The following is a 4,776-nucleotide window of genomic DNA, read 5'->3' on the forward strand; positions in this document are numbered from 1 at the left end:
GAGGCCGGCGCGACCGTCGTCGGCTCGGACGCGGACCCCGCGCGCCTCGCCGAGGCGGTCGACGCGGCCCGGTACGCGCACGGCGGGGCCACGGTCACCGGTGACACCGTCGACCTGCTCGACCTCGACGCCACCCGCGTCTGGGCCGAGAAGACCGAGAAGGAGTTCGGCCGGATCGACGGCCTGGTCCACCTGGTCGGCGGCTGGCGCGGCAGCGCCACCTTCGCCGGGACCGATCTGGCCGACTGGGACCTGCTGGAGAAGCTGCTGATCCGTACGGTCCAGCACACCTCCCTCGCCTTCCACGACGGACTCCTGCGCAGCGACCGCGGCCGCTACCTGCTCATCAGCGCCGCCGGCGCGTCGAAGCCCACCGCGGGCAACGCCGCGTACGCCGCCTCCAAGGCCGCCGCCGAGGTGTGGACCCTGGCGCTGGCCGACGCCTTCCGCAAGGCGGGGGGCGACGAAGGGCCGCGTTCGGCGGCTGCCATCCTGGTCATCAAGGCACTGGTGCACGACGCCATGCGCGCCGAGCGCCCGAATGCGAAATTCGCGGGCTTCACCGACGTCACCGACCTGGCCGAGGCCATCGCCGGTGTCTGGGACAGGCCCGCCCAGGATGTGAACGGAAAGCGCCTGTGGCTGACCCCCGAGTCGTGAAGTCAGGCCGGCCGGACTCCTCCGCGCCGGCCGGCGGTACGGACGCCCGCCGCCACCACGATCCCCAGGTGCGCGGCTTCGCCAGCGACAACTACGCCGGCGCGCACCCGGAGATCCTCGCGGCGCTCGCCGTCGCCAACGGCGGCCACCAGGTCTCCTACGGCGAGGACGACTACACCGGCCACCTCCAGCAGGTCATGCACAGCCACTTCGGCGCGTCGGCGGAGGCGTTCCCCGTCTTCAACGGCACCGGCGCCAACGTCGTGGCGCTCCAGGCGATGACCGAGCGCTGGGGCGCGGTCATCTGCGCCGAGTCCGCCCACATCAACACCGACGAGGGCGGCGCCCCCGAGCGGATGGGCGGCCTCAAGCTGCTGACCGTACCGACGCCGGACGGCAAGCTGACGCCGGACCTCGTCGACCGGCAGGCCTTCGGCTTCGACGACGAGCACCGCGCCATGCCCCAGGTCGTGTCGATCACCCAGAGCACCGAGCTGGGCACGCTCTACACCTCCGAGGAGATCCGGGCCCTCTGCGCCCACGCCCACGGTCTCGGGATGAAGGTCCACCTCGACGGCGCCCGGATAGCCAACGCCGCCGCCGCGCTGGACGTCCCGATGCGCAGCTTCACCAACGCCGCGGGCGTGGACGTCCTCTCCTTCGGCGGGACGAAGAACGGCATGCTCTTCGGCGAGGCCGTCGTGGTCCTCGACCCCGACGCCGTACGGGCCATGAAGCGGCTGCGCAAGCTGTCCATGCAGCTGTCGTCCAAGATGCGGTTCGTCTCCGTCCAGCTGGAGGCACTGCTCGCCGGAGACCTCTGGCTGCGCAGCGCCCGCCACAGCAACGCCATGGCGCGGCGGCTCGCGGAGGGCGTGCGCGCGCTGGGTGGTGTCGAGATCCTGTACCCCGTCCAGGCCAACGCGGTCTTCGCGCGGCTCCCGCACGACGTGGCCGTACGGCTCCAGAAGCGCTTCCGCTTCTACTTCTGGGACGAGCAGGCCGGGGACGTCCGCTGGATGTGCTCCTTCGACACCACCGAGGACGACGTGGACCGCTTCCTGTACGCCCTGAAGGAAGAACTCGCCGCATAGTTATGTAGCAATCCGGATATTCAGTGGATGGCTGGCTCCGCGTTCCCTAGAGTGACGGGTATGCAGCTGATCCAGCGCAACCCTGATCTCTCCGCCTATCTGGCGGCCGATGAGGCCATCGATCATGACCATCCGTTGGTACGGGAGACGGCGGCGCGTCTCCGTACCACGGACGGCGGTGCATACGCATACGCCAAAGCCGCCTACGCATTCGTCCGCGACGAGATACCGCACTCGTGCGACACGGGGGACCAGCGGGTCACCTGGCGCGCCTCCGACGTGATCGGGCAGCGCACCGGCATCTGCTACGCCAAGTCCCACGCCCTGGCGGCCCTGCTGCGGGCGGAGTCGATCCCCACCGCGCTCTGCTACCAGGAGTTCGACGTCGTCCACGGGCTGGTCGCGATACGGCTGCCGGGCCGCGCGTCCTGGCACCGGCAGGACGCGCGCGGCAACAAGCCGGGGGTGGACGCCCATTTCTCGCTGGACGGCGAGCAGCTGGCCTTCGTCCCCGAGCCGCAGTTCGGCGAGAAGGACCACCCGGTCCTGTTCGAGGCCCCGCATCCGGCGGTCCTGCGGGCGCTCCGGGCCGCTCCCGATCTCGACCACCTGGTCAGGGCGCTGCCCACCACCCTCTGCTGAGGCTGTTCAGGCCCTGGGCCCCGGGGAACGGGCGGGTGGTCAGGCGGTGGGGGCGGGACGGCCGGTCTCGGCCTCCCGGACCTCGGCCGCCGTCGGAGCCGTACCCCCGAGGTGCGCGGGCACCCACCAGGTGTCGTTCGCGTCCTTGGGACGTACCGGATAGGCGCGCTGCGCCGCCTCCAGCAGCTCCTGCACCCGGTCCCGCAGCCGCCGCGTGATCGCGCCCGCGTACTGGTCGGCCGGGGCCTCCATGGGCTCGCCCACCCGCATCGTCACGGGGATGTGGCTGCGCCGGAAGTTGCGCGGCCTGCCCTTGGTCCACAGCCGCTGGGTGCCCCACAGCGCCATCGGGATCAGCGGGACGCCGGCCTCCTGGGCGAGCCGGGCCGCGCCCGACTTGAAGCTCTTGAGCGTGAAGGAGGGGGAGATCGTGGCCTCGGGGAAGACCCCGATGATCTCCCCGGCGCGCAGCGAGTCCAGCGCGTGCGCGTACGCCGTCTCACCCTGCTCGCGGTCCACCGGGATGTGCTTCATGCCCCGCATCAGCGGACCGGAGATCCGGTGCCGGAAGACCGCTTCCTTCGCCATGAAGCGCACCAGGCGCTTCTGGGGGAGCGTGGTGAGGCCCGCGAAGATGAAGTCCAGATAGCTGATGTGATTGCTGACGAGCACGGCTCCGCCGGTCCGCGGGATGTTCTCCGACCCCTGCGTGTCGATCTTCAGGTCCAGCGCCTTGAACATGGTGCGGGCGGCGCCGATGACCGGCCGATAGACGAGCTCTGCCATCTGGGGTGGACCCTTCTGTTCCGGGGAGGGTTCTCCCGGCGGAAGTTACGCAGCCGTAGGTTTTCGGCAATGCGCCGATCGTGCCCCATACGGGGCGCCGTGGCCAGTCCTGGTCTGCGCACGGGGCGAGATTCTCGTCACGTCGGCGTCACGTCGGCGTCGCGTCAGTGCACCGCGGCCGTCGTCCGGCGCAGCAGCAGGTACATCTCGCAGCCGAGGCAGTACCCGAACGCGGCGTTGAGGAACGCGGCGGCCAGCGCGCACGCCGTGGCCGCGAGCCCGAGCCACTCCGGGCCCGCGACGTACCCCACCAGGCCGATCGAGGCGAAGACCAGCCCGACGGCCTGGGCGAAGCGCGGCGGGGCCGGCGACTCGAACTCCACCGCCGGTCCGAGGCGCGGGCCGACGACCGTACGGAACAGCCAGCCGTACGGGGAGCGCCGCACGCCCCCGATCGCGCCCGCCGCGAAGGCGAGCGTCTGCCAGGCGAGGAGAACGCCGCTGCCCGTGACGAGGACCACGGCGAGTACGACGGTGGTGACGGCCGCCCCGAAGCGCGGCCCCCTGATGTCAAGATCCATGGCCTCAGCATCTCCCGCCCGCGCGCCGGCGCGGTCGCGGAATATTTTGCAGTCGTGTGAACGCTGCCGCTGAGGATGACGACTACAGGACTGATCGTGTGCGCGGCGGTACTGGCCGTGGCTGCCGTGTTCGGGCTGTGGCACCGGCGCGGCGACGGAAGGCTGGGAATGCGCGGGCGGGACAGCGGGAAGCGGCTCGGCGAGGCCGAGCTGGGGGTGGGGCTGGGGGAGCGGGCGACACTCGTCCAGTTCTCCAGCGCGTTCTGCGCGCCCTGCCGGGCGACCCGGCGCACGCTCGCCGAGGTCGCGGAGATGGTCGACGGGGTCTCCCACGTGGAGATCGACGCCGAGGAACGGCTGGAGCTGGTACGGGAGCTGGGCATCCTCAAGACCCCGACCGTGCTCGTGCTCGACGCGGAGGGCCGTATCGTCCGCAGGGCCGCCGGCCAGCCGCGCAGGGCGGACGTGATCGCCGCGCTCGGCGAGGCCGTGCAGCCGTGCTCTTGACCGCGCCCCGAGGGGGCGCCCTTGACCGCGACCCGCGCCCTCGGCACCCTGTCGTCGTGCCCCGGGAACTCCTGTTGTACGGACGGGCCCATGTGGACCTGGCCCGTCACGCGAGCGCGCGCTGTCCGGGTGTCTGAGCACCCACGGAACCGCTCCCCTCTACTCCCGGAAGGACGACGCATGACGGCGACGCCCGAGCTCAGCACTCCCCGGACCGCCACCCCCGACCTCTTCCGCTCCGTCTTCCGCCGGCACGCGGCGGGGGTCGCGGTCATCACCGCGCGCGGCGGCGGTGCCGGCGGCCGGCCCGTCGGCTTCACCGCCACCTCGCTCAACTCCGTGGCCGCCGAACCCCCGTTGGTCTCGTTCGGCGTGGCCACCTCGTCGTCCAGCTGGCCGGTGATCGCCGAGGCCGAGCACCTCGGCGTCCACATACTCGGCGACCACCAGGAGGAGTTGGCCGCCACGTTCGCGCGCAGCGGCGCCGACCGGTTCGCGCCGCCCAC

At 71.8% G+C, this 4,776-nt stretch carries 7 protein-coding genes; 5 read left to right on the forward strand and 2 right to left on the reverse strand.

Annotated elements, in window-relative coordinates; translation table 11 throughout:
* From GT042_RS30090 to GT042_RS30100, 3 genes are all read left to right on the forward strand, one after another.
* Positions 1-660, forward strand: a 660-nt coding sequence (locus GT042_RS30090; RefSeq protein ID WP_161311854.1) for an SDR family NAD(P)-dependent oxidoreductase, incomplete at its 5' end; no start/stop codon positions are given.
* Complete coding sequence (locus GT042_RS30095) at positions 639-1,754, forward strand: low specificity L-threonine aldolase (RefSeq protein ID WP_345943975.1); 1,116 nt, start codon at positions 639-641, stop codon at positions 1,752-1,754. The genes GT042_RS30090 and GT042_RS30095, both read left to right, overlap by 22 nt.
* A 60-nt stretch (positions 1,755-1,814) precedes the next feature.
* Positions 1,815-2,396: a transglutaminase family protein gene (locus GT042_RS30100; RefSeq protein WP_161311855.1), complete on the forward strand. Its 582-nt coding sequence runs from the start codon at positions 1,815-1,817 to the stop codon at positions 2,394-2,396.
* Between the two features lie 39 nt (positions 2,397-2,435).
* Here the strand turns inward: GT042_RS30100 and GT042_RS30105 are convergent, their stop codons facing one another.
* Positions 2,436-3,182, reverse strand: coding sequence for a lysophospholipid acyltransferase family protein (locus tag GT042_RS30105; RefSeq protein ID WP_161311856.1), 747 nt, complete (start codon positions 3,180-3,182; stop codon positions 2,436-2,438).
* A gap of 164 nt (positions 3,183-3,346) precedes the next feature.
* On the reverse strand, positions 3,347-3,763 hold the full coding sequence (locus GT042_RS30110; RefSeq protein ID WP_161311857.1) for a DUF4395 domain-containing protein: 417 nt from the start codon (positions 3,761-3,763) through the stop codon (positions 3,347-3,349).
* A 75-nt stretch (positions 3,764-3,838) separates the two neighbouring features.
* Between GT042_RS30110 and GT042_RS30115 the strand changes: the two genes are divergently transcribed.
* Positions 3,839-4,270, forward strand: coding sequence for a thioredoxin family protein (locus GT042_RS30115; protein WP_161311858.1), 432 nt, complete (start codon positions 3,839-3,841; stop codon positions 4,268-4,270).
* 180 nt (positions 4,271-4,450) lie between these two features.
* Positions 4,451-4,776: flavin reductase family protein (locus tag GT042_RS30120; RefSeq protein WP_161311859.1), on the forward strand; the 326-nt coding region annotated here is incomplete at its 3' end.

It is taken from the genome of Streptomyces sp. SID3212 (assembly GCF_009865405.1).
GTDB lineage: Bacteria > Actinomycetota > Actinomycetes > Streptomycetales > Streptomycetaceae > Streptomyces.

What these genes read in the sequence shown, in the direction of transcription:
- GT042_RS30105 (WP_161311856.1), bottom strand. Translation starts at nt 3,182, where the DNA reads ATGGCAGAGCTCGTCTATCGGCCGGTCATCGGCGCCGCCCGCACCATG.
- GT042_RS30100 (WP_161311855.1), top strand. Translation starts at nt 1,815, where the DNA reads ATGCAGCTGATCCAGCGCAACCCTGATCTCTCCGCCTATCTGGCGGCC.
- GT042_RS30110 (WP_161311857.1), bottom strand. Translation starts at nt 3,763, where the DNA reads ATGGATCTTGACATCAGGGGGCCGCGCTTCGGGGCGGCCGTCACCACC.
- GT042_RS30115 (WP_161311858.1), top strand. Translation starts at nt 3,839, where the DNA reads ATGACGACTACAGGACTGATCGTGTGCGCGGCGGTACTGGCCGTGGCT.